Below are 19,879 nucleotides of genomic sequence, written 5' to 3'. Positions count from 1 at the left end.
TCTACAAAAATCGCAAAGTCAGGGCAGCGTGTTTCGCACTGGCCGCATTGGATACATTTATCCTCGGCGACCACCTCTACTTTTTCGATCTCGCTAATTGCCAAAACCTGTTTGGGGCAAAATGCTACGCAGATCCCGCAGCCTTTGCAGCGATTTGTATGGACCTTCAGACTCATAATCGCGACCTCCTTCTTTCCTTTGATAAATTTGATACCGGTTTGATTTTTTTATCAAACCGGTATCAAGAAATTTTATTGTAAAAAAATTACCACAAGCCCAGTACTTTCCAATATCCCAGACCGACCGTCATATAAAGGACAAAGTTAAAAGCAACTAAAACTGCTCCTATTTTCCACCATGTCTTTTGCGGCACATAACCGGTCCCAAACAAAACCGGACCTACTGCACCACCGTAATGAGTCAATAAACAGCCATACGCTGAAGATGCACCAAGTAAAAATACCAACGGAAGCGGTGGTACCTGAGCCACAAGCCCTAAAGTGAACAAGACAGGAATAAATGCGCCTACATATGCACCCATGGAAGCAAACACATATCTGACCAGAATACTTATCACAAGCAAAATCCCCATAACAAGAGCTTGATTGACGCCGACAAAATTCATATGCTCACCAACTACTTTTGCCAGCCAAACGAAAAATTTTGCTTTACTCAATATTCCGGAGATCCCCATGATAGCTCCGTACCAGATAAGAGTATTCCATGCACCATTATTCGCAAGTACATTCTTCCAATCAATAAGTTTAAATATAGCACAGCAGGCAAAGAACAATAAGGCTACAGCAGTGCCGTCCAGTTTAGTAAAGCTGCTTGTTGCCCAACCAAGAATTGCCAGAACAAAAAATATTACCAGTAATTTCTCTTTTCCTGTCATTGGCCCAATCTCTCGAAGTCCTTGCGCCGACAGTTCTTTATGATTAGAAATCTCTTTAAGCTCAGGCGGATACACTTTGTAAATCAAATACGGAACTACCAGACAGGCCAAAAGCGCAGGAAAAGCAAGACCGATAAACCAGTCCATCCAGCTGATATCTACTTTTAAAATATCTCTGGCAAAACCTACCGTAAGAATATTAGGAGCACAAGCTGTTAGAAAAACTGCCGAAGTAGACAAACTGATCGCGTAACCGCTGATCGTTATATACGAACCGATTCTGCGTGGGTTATCTTCAGGTTCAGAATTCAGAGTGCTGGCAACATTTCTGAAAATCGGATAAACGATACCACCGGAGCGAGCTGTATTAGAAGGTGTCGCAGGGCTTAAAATAAGATCTGTCAGCATCTGTCCATACACCAGCCCCAAGGATGATTTGCCAAATCTTCCGATCATCCAGTAAGCAACACGTCTACCAAGCCCTGTATCAGCAAAAGCCTGCGTAATAAGAAAAGCTGTAAATACCAGCCACACAGTGCCGTTACCATAACCACTGAGTAGTTGACCGACTGGAACGATAAAAGATCCAAAGGCTATCACACTGAGCATTACCACCGCTTCACCCGCCGGCCTCAGGATCAGTCCTAAGATGGCTGCTATATAAACAGCAAATATTTTCCAGGCCAGCGGTGTCAGTCCACTGGGAACAGGTACCATTAAAATAGAAACCGGGACTAATAATAAAAGCAACCACCGTACTACCATAACACTCGCCTTCTTTCTTTATTTATCCAAATAACTTTTATTTAAATCATACCCACAAAAGCTTTCAAGCCTTCAAAATTCAGCATATCGCATTTGTTGACAATAACCCCTTCCGGACTTCTCAGCGTTCCATCGCCTTCTTTAGCATGATTAGCGATAATGTGTGCAACTTCAACAGGCAGTCCATGTTTTACCGCAAGTGCACAGCCAGAAAATGGATGTCGGAGATTTTTTCCCAGCTGTGATTTCTGTGTTTTACCATCAGCAGTCTTTTCATACTCAATCAACTTTCCTACGTCATGTAAAAGTGCTCCTGCCAACAGATAATCTTTATTAAGTTTAAATTTCTCTCCGTATACTTCCCATTCTTCATAAGCTTTCAGAGACATTCTTGTAACCGTTCTGACATGGGTCCTGTAACTGATCATTGTATCCGGTATCAATAAAGTAAAGGGTATTGTATCAATATCATTTAGCTGCCATCCGCCTGTCTTCAACGCTTCCTCGTATGTTTCTACCACCTTTTTCTGCAGCTCCTTGTCACTGATCATTACAATTTCAGGAAAAACATCATACCAACTGTTATACATATTATTCACCTCTTTTTATAAAATCACGGCAAATCGTAAACAACATCAATAATTGTACCATCACGATATTCTACTAAACCACAAACTCTATCACCTAAAATCGTTTTTTCAGCAACTCCAGCCAGTTTTTGCGCTTTCTGATGTAATTCTTCTACTGTCATTACCGGCAGTGATGTTTTTTGTAAAATTTCATATAGATCAAGCCGTTTCGGATTAATTGCAATCCCGTAATCAGTTACTAAAACATCTACAGTTTCACCGGGAGTGACTACTGTTTGTACCTTTTCCAGCAGCATCGGCAGCCGTCCACGCAAAAGCGGCAAAGCTACTATCGTCACCTCAGCTCCAGCAGCTGCATCAGGATGACCACCAGGTGCACCAATCAACTTACCATAAGAATCAGTAAGTACATTAACATTAAAATTAATATCTACTTCCGTAGCACTTAAAACAGCCACATCCAACAGATTGACATAGGGATTGGCACTGAATGGATTCGCATATGCAGAAGCAGAAATCTCGTGATGTCTGCTATTAAAATACAGTGATTCAATAGCTTTTGTATCAAAGTCCTGTGGATCAAAAAACGTCCCGATATAGCCATTTGCAAGCATCTCAGTCAAGAATCCCGAAGCCCCGCCGATCCCGGCTGCAGCTTTTATACCAGTACGCTGCATTTCTGTCTGTACAAAACCAGCAGCAGAAATTGCTATTCCACCGCTGCCAAACTGAAAAATAATCCCTTCCTTTAGAAGCCCTGCATACTTTATGACCTCAGCCACATATTTAGAAATAACCAGCTCTGCAGGATTTTTGCTTATTCGGATCGATCCTGTAGCTATACCAGAAGGATCACCAATACTTTCCACTTCAACTATATAATCAACCTGGGTTTGCGGAATGCTGACATATTCCAAAGGTACTGAAACTAATCCGTCAGTTACAGCTACAACCTGTTCCGCATATTCGGCATCCGGCATTGCATATCCTAATGAACCACAGGCCGACTTTCCCTGCACACCGTTGATATTTCCATATTTATCACAAGTCGGAGCTGCAATAAACGCTACATCTATGTGCAGCTCGCCGCTTTCAATCGCCCGTGCCCGACCGCCATGAGTGCGGAAAATAGCAGGTTTTTTCAATTTATTTTTTTGAATAAATTCTCCTATCCTGCCTCTTGCCCCACTAGTATCTATAGCCGTAATCGTCCCATCTTCAAAATATGGAAGTAATGCATCCTGAACAAGACTCAGTGAACTTGCTGATAATGTAAGATCTTTAATACCTTTTCTGGAAATGGCCGCTACAACTTTTTGCATCACCAAATCGCCATTTCGCAGCGCATGATGAAAGGAAATCGTCATCCCGTCTTTAAGTTCTACTGCATCTAAAACCTTATCCAGCTCCAATACTTTATCTTTACCGGGCACAACACATTTCACCGGTCTTCCTGCCATTCTCCCAAAAGGTTTTACGGCAAACGCTCCCTGATATGGCATTTTATTTTCCCAACCGGGTATTTTATTAATCAACTCTATAATCCCTTTATCCATTTTCAAACCTCCATTCCTGCAGCTTTAGCATATGACAGGATGGACATTGCTCTTGTAACCATTGGTTTATCAATCATTTTCCCATTAAGCGAAGTAACCCCTGAAGCATTTTTTAGTGCGTCTTCATATGCGTTTAAAATCTCTTTAGCAGACTCTATTTCTTTTATAGTTGGTGTGTACAGCTCATGTACCACGCCAATTTGATTAGGATGCACTACTGATTTCCCCGTATAACCTAATTGCTTACCTAGCTTAACATCAGCTCTAAACCCTTCGATATTTTTAATATTACTATAAACATAATCCATTGCCATAATTCCCGTAGCATGTGCGTTCAACGAAATCAAATTCCTTGCAAATAATATCTCAGATGCATCTTCGGAACGTTCCATACGCATATCTGTACGGAAATCTTCTGCGCCTAATCCGATTGCCAGCATACGTTTGGAAGCGCTGGCTATTTTATAAGAATTTACTACCCCCAACGCAGTTTCGATACTGGCAACTATTTTAACAGCCCCAATCTCAATAGCATGTTTTTCTTCTATCTCAGTAATCAATACATCTAATTTTTTTATATCTTCCGCAGTCTCTGCTTTTGGTAATCTAAGAAAATCCGGCTGCAAAGGAACCATACTACTTACATCATCTCCATAATATGGTGAATCCGCTTGATTAATTCTTATCCCAACCCTGCAATCCGGGCGATTATACTGCAAAGCATATTTTACTAAAATTCTGGCACTGTCTTTCTCAAAAATTGATACTGAGTCTTCCAAATCATAAATAATACAATCAGGACGATAAATTTCAGCACCTATAATTTTTTTAGGGTCATTGCCTGGCACAAAAAACATCGTTCTATAAAGAGAATTCATGTTAATACTCCTTTTCTGATAAAAATCTTTGTATTGCCGTTTCCAGTCTGGCTCTTATTACAAAATCCAGGGCACCATGATCTTCAATCAGCACACGCGCATTTCCCAAATTGGCTGCTGCTAAAATTTCCTTGACACTTTTTTCAATAGACTGTCCATATTTAACTAGAACTTTACTGGTGATTTCTATTTTTACACCGTCACTTTTAGTAATTTCCAATGTTATTAAAGCGTCGCCTTTATTAGCTGTTCCCGTAGTTATTTCATGACCTCTGAACACCATATTCACACCGCCTTTTTATGTTTTATCCTAATTCAATTATATATACTTTCCAGATATATGAAAAATAGGCATTTTCGATGTTAATCATCAAAAATGCCTATCTCAAAAGCTCCTGTAAATATTAATGATTTCTCTGAAAACTGTCAAAATCAGAATCAATTACAAATTCTAAAAAGACTTTGGGTAATCTTAAATCGAGCAGCTCTTTTTTATAAATCAGCCATGTTTTTCTTTCCAGCTTAGAACCGTTCTTATGCACTAAAGGAATAGAATATAGTTGAGGATATTCTTCAATTAAAATTGATGGCAAAATTCCATACCCCAATCCGTTGAAAACCATTTCTTTACAAAGATCCAAATTACTGACCCGCGTACCAATAATAGGAGAATCCTCAAAAGTTTCATGCCACCAGCCATCAAGTAAATTTTGATAATATTGGTCTGTATCATAATCTACACGGACCATATGGGGAAGATCCTCCAGTTTAAACGGCTGAGCAGCTACGGCACACACATGATTCGTGGTTAAAAGTACGCGTTCGTCCTCCCGCCAGTCAAAATCATTTCTTACAAAACCGAAATGAATTCCCAAGGAACTGGCAAGGCTTATAACATCACTGCTTTGTGCAATCTGTACATCAAATTTCGTTTTGGGATACATATCCTGGAATCTACCCAGCAGCTTTGGCAAAAAATATCTGGCAAGGATACTTGGAGCAGCAATACGCAGGGTTCCTGCAACATCTTCCTGCATATTGGTAATAGTTTCTCTCAGCTCCTGCATTTCGCCAAGTATATGTTCAGCAAATTTTACCGTATATTCTCCGGTTTCAGTAAAAGTTATACCTTTGTTGCCGCGATATAATAATTTCGTTCCTAAAGACTCTTCAATTTGTTTAATCCGGGCAGTCAATGTCGGCTGAGACATATACAAAACTCTTGCCGTTTTTGTTATATTTTTTTGTTCATACAGTGTTTTGATGATCTGCCAGTCCCGTTCTTCCATAATGCACCGCCTAATATACAACCGTAACTTTCGTTAATTATATCATGTCCGTACCCATATATTCATATAAAATAAGCAACTATAATTCTTTTATTTACTTTTAATATCACAATTACGCCCGGCTCTTAACAAAGCGCTGGAACGGCTCCCACCTATATACCGCTCTACTCTATATCCAAGTTCTAGATATTTCGCTAAATCCGTTCCTGTCATAATTCCCATTTCCTCACACATATTTATCAAGTCTTCAGTGGCAATATTTCCTGAAGCTCCGGGAGCAAACGGACAACCGCCCAAGCCTGCAAAACAAGCGTCATAATTTGTAATTCCTGCCATTAATCCTGCTAAAACATTAGCTAATCCCATACCACGTGTATTATGAAAATGCAGTACCCATTCGATATCAGGAAATAATTTTTTTATATGAACTCCATACTCATAAACTTGCAGAGGATTAGCCATCCCCGTCGTATCTGACAATGATATTTCCTGAATTCCTAATTTTCGCAGCTGAAAAATAATATTGACCACTTGTTCTAATGGTACAATTCCATCTATAGAACAGCCAAAAGATGTTGATATAGCGCCAGACAGCACTATTTTTTTCTGTTCAGCATATTCAGCCAGTTCAGCAAATGACTTTACAGCTTCCTCCGGAGTTTTATTCATATTTCTCAAGCAATGTGATCTACTGGCCGAAACAGTTATTTTAGCTTTACTGATACCAGCAGCTTCCGCCCTTTTCAATCCCTGCATATTGAAAATCAGCCCTCTGTACTCAACGCCCGCTTTTCTGTGCAGTCTTGCAGCGATCTGATCTGTATCAGCCATCTGCGGTACTGCTTTAGGATTGACAAAAGATCCGATTTCAATAACTTTTATACCTGCTTCAGCTGCTGTTTCAATCAGTTCCAGCTTTTGTTCGATCGTCAGAAATACTTTTTCATTCTGCAGACCATCCCTCGGCCCAACTTCACAAATTTTAATAAAATCAGGTAAACTTTTCATCTTAAATCACTCTTTCTGCGTGCAGCTCTGCACATACCGACTGAGAAAATCCCAACAGCCCTTCATATATTGCATCATTATGCTCACCAAGCTGTGGCCCTACCCATTTAATTTCGCCTGGGGTTTCACTGAATACAGGTGTTATTCCCGGCATTTTTATTGTTCCCAATACTGGGTGAGACATCTCAACAATATCATTTCTTGCGGCATAATGCGGATCAGCAAAGATATCTTCGATACTGTAAACTAAATTTACAGGCACCCCAGCTTTATCTACAATCTCTTTCAGCTCAATATACTCTTTACTGCCTATCCAATCACTAACTATTTTATCCAGAGAATTGTCGTTGGTTACTCTTGCCCTCATCGTTTCATAGAGCGGATTTGTCATCAAGTCTTCTCTGTGCATTGCTCCAGCCAAATATTCCCAAGTTCTGTCAGTACTGCAGACCAAAACTACCCACTTACCGTCTTTAGTTTTATACGTACCTCCAGGACTGGAAGTCCCATTCAATTTTGGTTTTCTCTCCCTTATAATACCGTTCTTATCATAATCAGCGCACAATATTTCCATAAACCTAAAAATACCTTCATATAAGCTTACATCTATTTCCTGTCCTTTGCCATGAAGGGCATCCCGGTGATATAAAGCCATCATAGTACCCATAGCTGTATATAACCCTGCAATATAATCTGTAAGCGAAAAAGACGGGCTGACCGGAGGCCTGTCTGGGTATCCCGTAATATATGTCATTCCTGAAAAAGCAGTCGCCGGTGTTCCAAAACCAGGAATATTTTTGTAAGGACCTGTTTGACCATAACCTGTCACATGGCTGAGGATTATATCCTGTTTCCTTAATTTCATCGCCTCATAACCAATGCCCCACTTATCTAATGTCCCAGTTCTAAAATTTTCAATTACAACATCACTTTTTTCTACCAGCTGTAAAAATATTTCTTTACCCTTTTCCATACGCAGATCTAAAGTAATTGATTTTTTATTTCTGCCCATACAGGCAAAACGCATAGCCTGCCCTTCATGATATGGTCCCAGTCTGCGAAAAGGATCTCCTCCGTCCGGCATCTCCACCTTAATAACTTCAGCGCCAAAATCAGCCATCAATCCAGCGGCAAATGGTGCAGCTATTACTGTTGAAATATCTAAAACCCTGATACCTTCCAATAATTTCATACTAATACTCCTCTCATAAAGAAATACTGCGATACACAATTTCTCCACCGGTAATAGTCAGCTGCGGTACAAGCACTTCTCTGCCTATTCTTGTTTCCTTCTGTGTATCACTGAAGCAGATATATTTATCACAACGTTTTAAAATTGCCACATCCGCAAGAAATCCTTCCTGCAGTTGTCCGATTTCGCTTTCCATCCCCATAATCTTTGCCGGAATGCTGGTACAACGCGCAATAATTTCCGGCAGTGGCATTTTTAAGAACAAATACTTTGACATCAGATACGGCATTGAAAACACCGGATCTTTAAACAAAGTTTTTACTGTCAAATCAGTAGAGATGATATCCGGATAAAAGCCTTCAGCTATAGCTTTCTCCGCTACTTTAAATGACCAATGATTGCCTCCATTAGCCGCATCAATAATAACGCCGCGTTTTTGCGCCTCACGAACCGCTGGGAGCACTTTGCCATTATTATCCAAAATCGTATATCCTGTACCATGATAACAATGCGCCAAAACATCGTCAGGACGCAAAAGCTTAACAACTGTTTCCATTGCCTCAGGAGGATTTGTCACATGTACTGCCAGTCTGGTTCCCAGCTTTTCAGCAACATTAACTGCCTGTTTTAAAACATTGATCCCCAAATCGCCAACTATTTCTTTACTGATCCTTATTTTTAATCCCAGCAAAATATCATGGTGCTCTGTCAAAACATCCCTTAATCTTCCAACATCCCAACATGACGGCTCAACATTTTCATGATATTTCATCGTAGCAAGCCCTGCAGGGCAGAGATTCACAAAAGCTTTGATACGCATTTTAGAGCGTTGGATAACATCTTTTTTAAAGCATTCAAAATTTGCAATACCGGTACTACCTGCATCAACAGCAGTTGTAACACCTTGCGGTATAAAACTTAAATCAGGTTCTATTCCTATCTCTGTCCCGTCCGCAAAAACATGACTGTGGAAATCGATCAACCCGGGAACAACCAAATTTCCTGAAGCATCGATAACAATATCAGCGCCCGTAAAATTTTTAGCACTGGCTATTCTTCCGCTTTGGATATAAACATCACGCTGTTCCTGGGTTTTAAATATTGGATCTACAACAACACCATTTTTGATAAGAATATTTTTCTTCATCATTTTACCCTCCTTTAATTTACTGCTTAACAGCAAATAATTTTTTCGTTTCTCTGGCAATCATAAGTTCTTCATTAGTTAAGATCGTCCAAATAGCAACGTCAGAATCAAACTTGCTTAAATCCGCATCCTCTCCGCGCACTTCATTTTTCTTCAGATCCAGATGTGCTCCAACAACTTCCAGCCCACTGCATATTTTAGCGCGCATGTACGGTGAATTTTCACCAAGCCCAGCAGTAAAAACTATTGCATCCAGACCTCCCATTGCAACCACATAACTTCCGATGTATTTTCTTACCTGATAGGCAAAGACATCTATTGCCATCTGTGCTCTCTGGTCTCCTATCTTAGCTGCACTTTCCAGATCTCTAAAATCACTGGATAATCCTGACAATCCAAGTATCCCTGATTTATTGTTCAAATATCTATATACCTGCTTACCAGTCATATCCTCCTGTTCCATAATAAAGGGAATAATAGCCGGATCAATCTCTCCGGACCTTGTTCCCATAATCAAACCCTCCAAAGGAGTAAAGCCCATGCTGGTATCAATTGATCTCCCATCTTTAACAGCAGCAACACTGGCTCCATTTCCCAAATGGCAAGTAATTATTTTCATTTTCTTAAGGGCACGGCCTATTTTCTGCGCTAATGTGTCCGCAACATACTGATGAGAAATTCCATGAAATCCATACCGCCTGATACCATATTTTATATACAATTCATAAGGCAGCCCGTAAAGATAAGCTGTTTCCGGAATAGTCTGATGAAATGCTGTATCAAAAACTGCAACCTGCATAACACCAGGAAACAAATCCTGACAAATTTTTATTCCTTCCAGATTTACAGGATTATGCAAAGGAGCTATGGTTATGCAGGAACTGATTGTTTTCAGTACTTCGTCATTTATAACAACCGACTCTTTAAACCTTTCCCCGCCATGTACCACTCTATGTCCAATACATTCTATCTCTTCCAACGACGCAATAACCCCGTAATTTTCCTGTACGATACTTTCTAAAATCAACTGGATCCCAGTTTTATGATCAGGTATGGTCCTTTTGATTTCAATGACATATTCGTGCTTTCCAAGAAATTTTAAAAGGCTTCCATCCATTCCTATGCGTTCTACTTGCCCTTTAGCCAATAACATTTCGTTTTCCATTTCCAGCAGTTGAAATTTAATAGAGGAACTACCGCAGTTTATCACTAACACTTTCATAATATCAGCGCTCCAAATTGTATAATTTCCTTAAATTCATTATATTCTAAGCCTCATTAAATGAAAAATAGGCAATTTCTATATTGAATATAGAAATTGCCTATTACAAATTTTGATGTCACTATTCAGTTAAAATATTTCAAATATAACTATTCTTTCTTTTCGCCGCTTTCAGTTTCATAAGGCCAGCTGCTCATGCTTCCTTCCAGGCTTTGGACATTTTTATAACCTAAGGCCCGCAGCATAGTTTCAGCTTCATAACCACGCAGATTGATCTGACAGGAACAAACAAGTTTAGCGTCTTTATCAGCCAGCACATTCTCGGCTTCACTGCGCACCTTGCCCAAAGGTAAATTGATGATATTAGCACAGCCAGCGATACGGTTACTTTTATATTCTCCCGGAGTGCGCACATCTACCAAAGTATATTCACCGCTTTTACGCAATTCTTTAAAATCTTTCGGATTAATACTGCGCAGGCGTCCTTCTATTTTATTCATCAAAACATTGGCGGCTGTCGCAATATTATCTATTGGCCCGTTAAAAGGCGGCGCATATGCGAAATCAATATTGCTCAAATCTTCTAATGTCGCTCCGAAGCTCATGGCAGCAGCCAAAGCATCTACACGTTTATCAACGCCGCCGGTTCCTACAACCTGAGCCCCTATAACCTTCTGAGTCTTAATTTCCGCCAGCAGCTTCAGCACCAAACGCTGCGCGCCGGGCATATAACCTAATCTGTCAAATCCAGGTACGACCACAGACTCAAACTCAATCCCTGCGGCTTTGGCCGTTTTTTCGTTCAAACCCGTACTTCCGGCTTGCCAGTTCAATATCTGACAGATCCCTGTTCCTAAAACACCGGGATATTTTATCATGTCACCACAAATATTGTCCGCAATAACACGTCCATGTTTATTCGCAGTGGAACCCATTGGTGCAAATATTCTTTTCTTGCTGATAAGATTCATATTTTCTGCACAGTCACCGCCGGCATAAATATCAGGATCACTGGTCTGCAAATATTCATTAACAGCAATCGCCCCGCTTGTACCTAGCTCCAGTCCGGCAGCACTTGCCAACTCTGTATTCGGGCGTACACCTACCGCCACAATAACCAACTGAGCCGGAATCGTACGTTTATCAGTCTTTACTGCTGTAACTCGTCCATTTTCGCCTTCAAAACCCAGCGTCTTTTCTTCCAGATATAACCTGATACCGGCTTTTTCTAATGGTTTCTTAACTAAATCAGCCATTTCCAGATCCAGCATCTGCGGCAGGATACGATCCTGCATCTCTACAATATTTACAGTCAGCCCCTGCTTATGAAAAGCCTCCGCCAGTTCCATGCCTATCAAGCCCGCCCCAACGATAACGACATCGGTGACTTTATAGGCTTCCATCTCTTCCTTAACCTTTAGTGTCTCCCAGGGGAACCAGAAATTATGTATCCCTCCCAGTTCAGCTCCAGGTAAAGACAGTTTTACAGGCGTAGCCCCAGTCCCTAACACTAATACGTCGTATGACATTTCCTGTATTGCCCCAGTTTCTTTATCCATTACGGTTACCGTTTTATTCGCGCGGTCTATTTTTTGAGCTTCATGCCCGGTAACAACATCAAAGCCTTTAACATTTTTAAAAAATTCCGCATCACGTGCAAACCCCTGCGGTGTATGAGTAAAACTGGAAAAATCCTTTACATCTCCGCCAATGTAATAAGGAAAACCGCAGGCTCCATAACTTACCTGCTGTCCACGTTCCACTACTGTGATTTCTGCGTCCTTATCTCTGCGGCGCAGGCGTGAAGCTGTTTTCATTCCAGCAGCAACACCGCCAATAATCACTACCTTTTTAGCCATTCTGATCGCTCCTTCCAATAAAAAAATTCCTTATATACTCATTATATACGTAAACAAGGCTGTGTTCAACGAACACAGCCTTGTTTTACAGAAATCTTTACTTTTTTAATACTTAGGAAACCTGCTCAATATCAATTACACCATTCTTCAGGACTACTCTTACAGTTTCACCGCTCTTGATCTCTCCGCTGACAATTTTTCTTCCCAGCAGATTTTCAACAGTATGTACGATCAAGCGTTTTAAAGGACGGGCACCAAAAGCGGGGTCAAACCCTGTATCCGCCAGATATGCCACAGCTTCATCACTGCATACCAGCGTCAGATCAAGCTGTTTTTCCAGTCTTTCACCAAGCTCTTTCAGAATCATTTTCACGATATCATTAATCTGCTCTTTTTCCAAGGCCTTAAAGACCACGATATCATCCACACGATTTAAAAATTCCGGTCTGAAGAACTGCATCAGCATACTCTGGATATCTTCTCTGGAAATTTGTCCCTGCTTTTTCATGATCTCGGCCGAACCAAGATTACTCGTCATAATAATCAACGTGTTTTTGAAATCAACATTGCGTCCCTGTCCGTCGGTCAACCGGCCATCATCCAGTACCTGCAGCAGTACATTAAACACATCAGCATGTGCTTTCTCGATTTCATCCAGTAAAATCACAGAATAAGGATGGCGACGCACTGCTTCAGTCAGCTGTCCGCCTTCATCATAGCCTACATAGCCTGGAGGTGCACCGATAAGACGGGAAACGGTATGTTTTTCCATATATTCACTCATATCGATACGAATCATATTGCGTTCGTCGTCAAACAATATCTCGGCTAAAGCCTTAGCCAGCTCTGTTTTGCCAACGCCGGTAGGACCAAGGAAAATAAATGAGCCGATCGGACGATCAGGATCTTTTATGCCGGCACGGGCACGAACGACAGCTTCACTGACAGCCTTAACCGCATCGTCCTGACCGACAACGCGCTGATGCAGGATATCTTCAAGATGTACGAGCTTTTCGCGTTCGCCGCCGCTAAGACGCGAAACAGGGATCCCTGTCCAAGTACTGACCACCTTAGCGATATCTTCTTCATCTACTTCTTCTTTCAGCAGCACATTCTCTTTATCATTTTTATTGTTTGCTTCGACTTCTGCAAGTTCCTTCTCCAACGCCGGCAGCCGTCCATACTTAAGTTCTGCCAGTTTATTCAGATCATAGCTGCGCTCAGCGCCTTCCATTTCCTGTTTAACGGCATCGATCTCTTTTTTCACTTCGCGCACACGGGCAATAGAAGCTTTTTCGCCGTCCCAGCGTTTAACGAGCTCTTCATTTTCCTTTCTCAGCTCAGACAGCTCTTCTTCAATTTTCACCAGCCGTTCTTTAGACTGCTCATCCTGTTCTTTGCCAAGGGCCTGAGCCTCGATCTCCAGCTGCAGTATCCGCCGCTTACTTTCGTCAAGCGCTGCCGGAAGCGAATCGATCTCGGTCCTCAATCGTGCTGCCGCCTCATCGACCAGATCAATCGCCTTATCAGGCAAAAAACGATCGTTGATATAACGGTTACTCATTACAGCAGCCGCAACTAAAGCCGCATCCTTAATCCTTACACCGTGATGCACCTCATAACGTTCTTTCAATCCACGCAGAATCGAAATCGTATCCTCAACGCCTGGCTGTTTGACCATTACCGGTTGGAAACGACGCTCTAAAGCGCTGTCTTTTTCAATATACTTGCGGTACTCATTTAATGTAGTCGCGCCGATACAACGCAATTCACCGCGGGCCAGCATCGGTTTCAGTATGTTACCCGCATCCATGGCTCCTTCGGCTGCACCAGCACCAACCACGGTATGCAGCTCATCAATAAACATAATGATCTGTCCTGCAGAATCGGAAATAACCTTCAAAACCTTTTTCAAACGTTCTTCAAACTCTCCGCGATACTTAGCACCGGCAACCAAAGCTGCCAGGTCTAAAGCGTATAAAGTCTTGTTTTTCAGATTTTCAGGTACATCACCTGCTACGATACGTCTTGCCAAACCTTCAGCGATTGCCGTTTTACCAACGCCAGGCTCACCTATCAGCACCGGATTATTTTTCTTACGACGCGATAAAATTTCAATTACACGGCGAATTTCCTCATCACGGCCAATAACTGGATCCAACTTGCCTTCCATCGCTTTAGCAGTAAGGTCCTGTCCATATTTTTCAAGTGTCTGTTTGCTTTCTTCATCAGCTTGCCCATTAGTATAAGCCATATACAAGCCCTCAACCTTTTTCTTATCAATACCATACTTTTTAAGCAGAGAAACTGTCTCGCTGTCACCGTCACCGGCTAAAGCTGCAACCAAATTGCCAACATTCACTTCACCTTGACCGGCGGCCTGCGCTGCCAGCCCTAATACTCTGGCTAAAGCTGTGCTCATCACCAGCTGACGATCCTGTCCCTTTACAGAAGGAATGCGCTGCATCAACGCTTTAGCCTCCTGTGCAAAGTTTCTTTCATCTGCCTTGACATTAGCGAGTAAAAATCTGAAAAAACCTTCACTGCTGCTTAAGGCCACTAAAATATGCGCACATGACAGCTCCTGCTGATAATTCATTACAGCCTGCTGCTGCGCTGCTTCCAAAATACTTTTTACTTCTTCACTGTAGCGTTCCTGCATATCGCTACACCTCCTGACTATCATCTAATTTAGAATTTATTAACTTATTTTTACAGAAAATTTTTATCGTCACGCAGGGAAACTAAACTCTGCGGCGAATAAACCAATTAAGTAAGCTGCTTTTGCATAGTAAACGAGATAATATCTCTCTACGCCAATGGGCTTCTGCACTTGTTGCTGACCTGTATCATTCAATATCAACCAGCAAATCATCAAAGTAATATAATATGGAGGCAAGTATGAATACATCCATGATCGTTTACAGATTGTTTGACGTCGCCGACGAAATCAACCTGGACCTTGTACAGGCCCTGTGGACCAGCCGCAATAAAATAGCTTCACGTCTGCGTCTGGACAGGATCTCGACAAAATCCATTACCTTTAAAGACCCGCCTGTTTTGGTAGAACTTGGTTCACACGAAATGGAACTTGGCGGCAAAACCTATCTGGCTGAAATCAAGGCCCGTATTTTTGATTTGGGAGTTATCAGCCTGATTATCAGAATCCCATTTGAAGACGATGTAACTTACGACGAATATCTCGATATGGCTATCGTCAGCGAAAATATGCCGGAAGACGAGATCCATCATTATCTGGACGCCGTTCTGGAAACGATTCGTCCCGCCTGCTCAAACGAGCGTGTTTCGGATTTCGACGAAGACTTTGTTGTTTATTACTTCAAAGAGAATATCCCTGACTGGGATCTGGTCCCGCTGCTACTTAAAGATAGAACCCCTGTCAGTGAACAAACTCGCAGGGAAACACTGGAAAATCGCTTCTCCTATGCCGACGACATTACTTATCTGGCCTGGGATTCAGCCGTAGTTTACGACCAAAGTGGAAGCCTTGACGTTCCTGATCTGCTTGAATTTGCCAATGCACAGTTTTTAGAGCTGCGCTATTATGATAACGCTCTCAACAATGCCATTGATAAAACCTATGATGAACTTGAAGAAGCCAATATGACCAGTAAAGCAACGCGGCTCGAAAGCTATCGCCAGATCCGCGGTAACCTGATGGAACTGATGGCCGATGTCAGCAGTCTCACCAGCAATATCAACAATGCCCTGCAGGTAACAGAAGATATTTTCTATGCACGTATCTACACTCGATATCTGTCATTGCTGCGCGCTTCTGTCTGGAAAGACAATATTGAAAATAAAATCCACGTTATCCAGCGCAGTTATACACTGCTCAATGAAGAAGTATCAATGTACCGCTTCGAACTGCTGGGACTGTTTGCCATGGGCCTTTTAGGTTTGATTCTTTTAACTAATCTTTATATAGCTTTTAAGTAGGATAATTCGCAAGGAAGCTGGCATCGCCGGCTTCCTTAATTTTTATTATAAACGCCAAAAGTCAAAAAGTCAAATATTTTTATTATTATTTTAATTCATCAAAATCTTGACAAACATATATGCAAGAGTACAATAATAGTTATTCTATACAAATTGAGGGGAAAATTTATGACAGCTGGTTCTATTTTACGTGGTATCGCTATTCTGCTGGCTCTGCAATGGGTCAGTGTTTTGTTTTTGCAGGCCCTGCACATTGCTTTTCCACCGGCACTGCTTGGTATGATCCTGTTGGCTGTTTTGCTTTTGACAGGTGTCATCCGTGAGGAAAGCGTCGAAGACGCCTGTACTATCCTAATCGAAAAGATGGGCATGCTGTTTTTACCAGCCGGTATCAGTATGCTGCTTTATCTCGATATTATTAAAGCTGAAAGCATCGCAATTTTTATCACAATCATCGTCAGCAGTCTGATTATTCTTATTACTACTACAGCTTTTGTCGAGCTGGTTTCCAAACACAGCAAAGGAGGAAAACATTGATGTTCTTTCCCGAAGCCTTATTAAATTCACCCATGTTCGGCATTGGACTGACCATTATCGTTTACGTCTTCTGCGAACTGATCGTCAATCGTTTTGAGCTTAACATTATTCCACCTTTCGTACTGGCCTGCCCTATTATTATGGGCATCATTTATTTTCAGTCACCTCATATAACTTATGAACAATACGCTGCCGGAGCAAACTTCATAAACTTCCTTTTAGGACCGGCTACAGTAGCTTTGGCACTCCCTTTATACCGTAACCGTCAGACCCTTAAAAACAATCTTGCCGTCATCGTCAGCGGAGTTGTTGTCGCTACAGTCATCGGCATTGTTTCCATCTTCGTCTGCGGAAAGCTGTTTGGCGCCAGCGAACAGGTTCTGCTTTCTCTGATTCCCAAATCAGTAACAACGCCTATTGCCATGGATATTTCCAGTGTCATTGGCGGTATCCCCTCCTTAACCGCTGCCTGTGTTATTTTTACAGGTATGTTTGGTTCTACCTTCAATCATAAAATTTTATCCTGGCTGGGCTTTAAAAATGATATCGCTATCGGTCTGGCTATTGGTGCCTCAAGTCACGGTCTCGGAACCAGTGCCTGCGTCAATAAAAGCGCATTGCAACTCGCCATCGGCGGTGTAGCAATTGGTCTTACCGGTATTGCTACTTCTATTTTAGCGCCACTTCTACTGCCATTGCTGACTAATTTGTTTTGAATAAAGCTTTAAATATTTAAGAAATAAAAGAGCCTGTTCTAAAAAGAACAGGCTCTTTTATCATTTTCCTGAAAGACTCATTAATTGCCCACAAAAAAACGGAAGCACCGACATGTGCTTCCGTTCTAAAAAGGAGAGATTTATGTACTATTCTTCCGCAGCTGTCCCAATTAACCGGGGAAGAAAGGCCATACCATTGGGATAACTATAATGGAAACGATAAAACAGAGTACTACCAGAGGCACACCGACTTTTACATAGTCCATAAACTTATAACCGCCAGGTCCAAGTACTAAAGTACATGGCGGAGTTCCGACCGGAGTTGCGAATGCACAGGAAGCAGCTACGCCGATCGCCATCAGTACTGCTTTCGGAGAAGCACCCAGCTGCTGAGAAATCGCTACACCTACCGGAGCCAGCAAGGCGCAGGCTGCTGTATTGGACATAAACTGCGTCAAAGTGCAGGAGATAATAAATAGTACCGAGGTCATAATGATCGGGGTAGGAGATCCACCCATCAGGCTTACTGCCCATTCAGCGATCAATTTACCGGCACCTGTTTTATCCATAGCAGCCGAAACAGGCATCATACCTGCGAACAGGAAAATAGTTACCCAGTCAATAGCTGAATAAGCCTGCTTTTCAGTCAAACAGCCAGTTAATACACAAACCAGTGCACCAACAATAGCGGTCATTTCCAAAGAAATAGCTTTAAGGTCAAGTGCCATAACAATAATGCACACTGCTAAAATCAAACCAGAAACAATTTGTTTTTTACTGTCAGTCACAGTAGCCTCAATTTCCTGTTCAATTTCCTGGTCAGCGTCCAATTCTGCTTTCGGAAGCAAATACTTGCCGATAAACATCATGTAAGCGATAACCACAAAGGTCAAAGGAATACCTATCCAGGCAAACTCGAAGAAAGAAAAGGATTCATATCCAAAGGAAGTAAGAACACCGGATACAATAATATTAGGCGGTGTGCCAACCATCGTAATAACACCGCCGATGCCGGCCGCATAAGCTAAAGGCATCAGCTGGCGGGAAGCAGGAATTTTAGCTGCAGCACAAATACCCAAAACAACGGGCATCAGACATGCTGCTGTGCCAGTGTTAGATAAACAGGAGGACAATGCTGCACTGACAACCATAATACCAAACATTAAACTGCTTTCTTTAGTTCCGGAAATTTTAACAATACCTATACCAATTTTTTGTGCCAGGCCGGTATGAAACAACGCCGCACCCACAACGAACATACCTGCAAAAAGCACTACCGTTGAATCCGAAAGGCCTGAAAAAACCTGTTGAGCCGGAATAAATCCCAAAAGCCCGCAGGCTATAGCTCCTCCCATTGCAGTAATAGCCAGAGGAATAAGTTCAGTAATAAATAATAAAGCCACTATTGCCAAAACAATTAAACATTTTACTGCCGACGACATACTTTCACCTCAGTTTCAAATAATTTTGTAAAACAGCAAATATATGAAATTCACCTCCACTTTTATGTTGATTGCTTTAAGCAATCACAGGTTAAGTATAGAAATTTTATTTTTATGCACTCCAGTTAGAAAACAGTTAAAATAACGAACTTTATTATCTTAAATCTTTTAATTTATTTAAATAAACATCCAATTATTTGTTGCTATTGCAACAGCATATTATTCTTCGCTCTGCACCTGGCTCTGTAATATTTGTTGCTGATGCAAAAATCATATTTCATAAATATTTTTTATAATTTATTTTCACTTCAAAATTAATTATTATTATATAAACCGCAATAAAATACATTACAAGCACAAAAAATACCTGCTCATCACTCATTTAGAACAATAAAAAAGCGGAAGTACCAATTAGTACTTCCACTTCAGCGAAGGAGAACTTTATGTGCTATCTCTCTCGGATCATCTTACTTGACCGGAAAGACTGACATACACGAATTTTGTTTTTTAGAATCAACTTCTAACGAGCCACCAGCAAGTAGAGAAAATAATTGCAATAAGACCACCAGCAATAACTTCTGCTCCCATACCAGTCACACCTTCTTTCCCTCTTAAATCCCAGGTCAACTAGCAGAAATACCACCCAAAAAGCATTTCTACTTTTAAAAGGAGAACTCTATGTACATTCTTCCGCAGCTAGTCCCAATTAACCGGGAAAGAAAGGCCATACCATCGGAATAACGATGATGGAAACGATGAAGCAGAGGATAACTAAAGGCACGCCGACTTTTACATAGTCCATAAACTTGTAACCGCCAGGTCC

At 41.4% G+C, this 19,879-nt stretch carries 17 protein-coding genes; 3 read left to right on the top strand and 14 right to left on the bottom strand.

Going from position 1 to position 19,879, the window contains the following annotated elements:
- The 13 genes from C8D73_RS11065 to clpB all read right to left on the bottom strand — a co-directional run.
- Nucleotides 1-176 (bottom strand): 4Fe-4S binding protein (locus C8D73_RS11065; protein WP_113077517.1); only part of this gene is annotated, 176 nt, incomplete at its 3' end.
- 89 nt (nt 177-265) lie between these two features.
- Complete coding sequence (locus C8D73_RS11060; protein WP_113078233.1) at nt 266-1,660, bottom strand: DASS family sodium-coupled anion symporter; 1,395 nt, start codon at nt 1,658-1,660, stop codon at nt 266-268.
- 41 nt (nt 1,661-1,701) lie between these two features.
- On the bottom strand, nt 1,702-2,250 hold the full coding sequence (locus C8D73_RS11055) for an HD domain-containing protein (RefSeq protein ID WP_113078232.1): 549 nt from the start codon (nt 2,248-2,250) through the stop codon (nt 1,702-1,704).
- A 23-nt stretch (nt 2,251-2,273) separates the two neighbouring features.
- A complete protein-coding gene (citF, locus tag C8D73_RS11050; RefSeq protein WP_113078231.1) occupies nt 2,274-3,806 on the bottom strand; it encodes a citrate lyase subunit alpha in 1,533 nt (510 codons plus the stop codon).
- Between the two features lie 2 nt (nt 3,807-3,808).
- Entirely contained in the window at nt 3,809-4,684 is an 876-nt protein-coding gene (locus C8D73_RS11045) for an aldolase/citrate lyase family protein (protein WP_113078230.1), read from the bottom strand.
- A 1-nt stretch (nt 4,685) separates the two neighbouring features.
- Nucleotides 4,686-4,967, bottom strand: a complete 282-nt coding sequence (gene citD / locus C8D73_RS11040; RefSeq protein WP_113078229.1) for a citrate lyase acyl carrier protein — start codon at nt 4,965-4,967, stop codon at nt 4,686-4,688.
- 121 nt (nt 4,968-5,088) lie between these two features.
- On the bottom strand, nt 5,089-5,973 hold the full coding sequence (locus C8D73_RS11035; protein ID WP_021716981.1) for a LysR family transcriptional regulator: 885 nt from the start codon (nt 5,971-5,973) through the stop codon (nt 5,089-5,091).
- Nucleotides 5,974-6,063: 90 nt separating this feature from the next.
- The gene (locus tag C8D73_RS11030) at nt 6,064-6,981 is read right to left on the bottom strand and encodes a hydroxymethylglutaryl-CoA lyase (protein ID WP_113078228.1); all 918 of its coding nucleotides are present in this window, start codon (nt 6,979-6,981) and stop codon (nt 6,064-6,066) included.
- Nucleotide 6,982: 1 nt separating this feature from the next.
- Nucleotides 6,983-8,173: a CaiB/BaiF CoA transferase family protein gene (locus C8D73_RS11025; protein ID WP_113078227.1), complete on the bottom strand. Its 1,191-nt coding sequence runs from the start codon at nt 8,171-8,173 to the stop codon at nt 6,983-6,985.
- Nucleotides 8,174-8,186: 13 nt separating this feature from the next.
- Complete coding sequence (locus C8D73_RS11020) at nt 8,187-9,323, bottom strand: metallo-dependent hydrolase (RefSeq protein ID WP_113078226.1); 1,137 nt, start codon at nt 9,321-9,323, stop codon at nt 8,187-8,189.
- A 16-nt stretch (nt 9,324-9,339) separates the two neighbouring features.
- Complete coding sequence (locus tag C8D73_RS11015) at nt 9,340-10,542, bottom strand: acetate/propionate family kinase (RefSeq protein ID WP_021716977.1); 1,203 nt, start codon at nt 10,540-10,542, stop codon at nt 9,340-9,342.
- A gap of 149 nt (nt 10,543-10,691) precedes the next feature.
- Nucleotides 10,692-12,401 carry an FAD-dependent oxidoreductase gene (locus C8D73_RS11010; RefSeq protein WP_021716976.1) on the bottom strand — a complete coding sequence of 570 codons (1,710 nt, stop codon included), beginning with the start codon at nt 12,399-12,401 and terminating at the stop codon, nt 10,692-10,694.
- A 112-nt stretch (nt 12,402-12,513) separates the two neighbouring features.
- On the bottom strand, nt 12,514-15,063 hold the full coding sequence (gene clpB / locus C8D73_RS11005; RefSeq protein ID WP_021716975.1) for an ATP-dependent chaperone ClpB: 2,550 nt from the start codon (nt 15,061-15,063) through the stop codon (nt 12,514-12,516).
- 239 nt (nt 15,064-15,302) lie between these two features.
- On the opposite strand from clpB, the gene C8D73_RS11000 reads away from it, so the two are divergent.
- The 3 genes from C8D73_RS11000 (at nt 15,303) to C8D73_RS10990 (ending at nt 17,614) form a co-directional block, all read left to right on the top strand.
- Nucleotides 15,303-16,361, top strand: a complete 1,059-nt coding sequence (locus C8D73_RS11000) for a hypothetical protein (protein WP_046430898.1) — start codon at nt 15,303-15,305, stop codon at nt 16,359-16,361.
- A gap of 168 nt (nt 16,362-16,529) precedes the next feature.
- Nucleotides 16,530-16,898, top strand: coding sequence for a CidA/LrgA family protein (locus tag C8D73_RS10995; RefSeq protein WP_021716973.1), 369 nt, complete (start codon nt 16,530-16,532; stop codon nt 16,896-16,898).
- Entirely contained in the window at nt 16,898-17,614 is a 717-nt protein-coding gene (locus C8D73_RS10990; protein ID WP_021716972.1) for an LrgB family protein, read from the top strand. The genes C8D73_RS10995 and C8D73_RS10990 overlap by 1 nt, the downstream gene beginning before the upstream one ends.
- A 170-nt stretch (nt 17,615-17,784) precedes the next feature.
- On the opposite strand, the gene C8D73_RS10985 is transcribed toward C8D73_RS10990, so the two are convergent.
- Nucleotides 17,785-19,056 carry an SLC13 family permease gene (locus C8D73_RS10985; protein ID WP_021716971.1) on the bottom strand — a complete coding sequence of 424 codons (1,272 nt, stop codon included), beginning with the start codon at nt 19,054-19,056 and terminating at the stop codon, nt 17,785-17,787.
- Between the last annotated feature and the right edge of the window lie 823 nt (nt 19,057-19,879).

It is taken from the genome of Phascolarctobacterium faecium DSM 14760 (assembly GCF_003269275.1).
GTDB lineage: Bacteria > Bacillota > Negativicutes > Acidaminococcales > Acidaminococcaceae > Phascolarctobacterium > Phascolarctobacterium faecium.
The sequence above is the reverse complement of the archived record's forward strand: the minus strand, read 5'-3'. Positions and strand labels throughout refer to the sequence as shown.

Bases quoted from the DNA above. Each gene is read 5' to 3' on its own strand.
- C8D73_RS11060 (WP_113078233.1), bottom strand. From the start codon at position 1,660: ATGGTAGTACGGTGGTTGCTTTTATTATTAGTCCCGGTTTCTATTTTA.
- C8D73_RS11055 (WP_113078232.1), bottom strand. From the start codon at position 2,250: ATGTATAACAGTTGGTATGATGTTTTTCCTGAAATTGTAATGATCAGT.
- citF (WP_113078231.1), bottom strand. From the start codon at position 3,806: ATGGATAAAGGGATTATAGAGTTGATTAATAAAATACCCGGTTGGGAA.
- C8D73_RS11045 (WP_113078230.1), bottom strand. From the start codon at position 4,684: ATGAATTCTCTTTATAGAACGATGTTTTTTGTGCCAGGCAATGACCCT.
- citD (WP_113078229.1), bottom strand. From the start codon at position 4,967: ATGGTGTTCAGAGGTCATGAAATAACTACGGGAACAGCTAATAAAGGC.
- C8D73_RS11035 (WP_021716981.1), bottom strand. From the start codon at position 5,973: ATGGAAGAACGGGACTGGCAGATCATCAAAACACTGTATGAACAAAAA.
- C8D73_RS11030 (WP_113078228.1), bottom strand. From the start codon at position 6,981: ATGAAAAGTTTACCTGATTTTATTAAAATTTGTGAAGTTGGGCCGAGG.
- C8D73_RS11025 (WP_113078227.1), bottom strand. From the start codon at position 8,173: ATGAAATTATTGGAAGGTATCAGGGTTTTAGATATTTCAACAGTAATA.
- C8D73_RS11020 (WP_113078226.1), bottom strand. From the start codon at position 9,323: ATGATGAAGAAAAATATTCTTATCAAAAATGGTGTTGTTGTAGATCCA.
- C8D73_RS11015 (WP_021716977.1), bottom strand. From the start codon at position 10,542: ATGAAAGTGTTAGTGATAAACTGCGGTAGTTCCTCTATTAAATTTCAA.
- C8D73_RS11010 (WP_021716976.1), bottom strand. From the start codon at position 12,401: ATGGCTAAAAAGGTAGTGATTATTGGCGGTGTTGCTGCTGGAATGAAA.
- clpB (WP_021716975.1), bottom strand. From the start codon at position 15,063: ATGCAGGAACGCTACAGTGAAGAAGTAAAAAGTATTTTGGAAGCAGCG.
- C8D73_RS11000 (WP_046430898.1), top strand. From the start codon at position 15,303: ATGAATACATCCATGATCGTTTACAGATTGTTTGACGTCGCCGACGAA.
- C8D73_RS10995 (WP_021716973.1), top strand. From the start codon at position 16,530: ATGACAGCTGGTTCTATTTTACGTGGTATCGCTATTCTGCTGGCTCTG.
- C8D73_RS10990 (WP_021716972.1), top strand. From the start codon at position 16,898: ATGTTCTTTCCCGAAGCCTTATTAAATTCACCCATGTTCGGCATTGGA.
- C8D73_RS10985 (WP_021716971.1), bottom strand. From the start codon at position 19,056: ATGTCGTCGGCAGTAAAATGTTTAATTGTTTTGGCAATAGTGGCTTTA.